A 566-nucleotide genomic window follows, 5' to 3' on the forward strand; every position below is an offset into this window, starting at 1 on the left:
TACACTTTATGACCGTACTATCGCTTTCGCTGGTATTTGCCAAGCTGTTGCTTTGGTTCAACAAGTTGCGAGAAACGGACATTGTGATCAAGATGCTTTTGAAACATCCATGAACGCCATTTTGAACACAAACCCAGCCAATACTATTGGCGTATTCGGTCGCGAAGCCGACCTAAAACTTGGCCTTGAGTGTTTGGTGAAAGGGATTGATAGCACCCCATCTGGCAGTGAAATCACCCGATACATCATTAGCCTAATGGCATTAGAGCGTAAACTAACCGCACGCACTGATGCCATGTCTCAGCTTGGTGATCGCATCCAAATGGCGAAACGCCAAACAGAACACTTTGAATTGCTAGAAGATCAAATGATCAGCAACCTAGCAAGCATTTATGTTGATGTAGTTAGCCCAATCGGCCCTCGTATTCAAGTAACTGGCACACCATCGGTATTGCAGCAAACCGCCAACCAACACAAAGTTCGCGCTTTGTTGTTATCAGGCATCCGTAGCGCGGTACTTTGGCGTCAAGTGGGTGGCAAACGTCGCCACTTAATCTTCGGACGCA

Annotated in this window: 1 protein-coding gene; it reads left to right on the forward strand. The window is 46.8% G+C overall.

What is annotated here, in order from left to right; translation table 11 throughout:
- Positions 1–566: high frequency lysogenization protein HflD (gene hflD / locus R7P74_RS28240; protein WP_318123994.1), on the forward strand; the 566-nt coding region annotated here is incomplete at both ends.

This window comes from Vibrio sp. 2033, assembly GCF_033339735.1.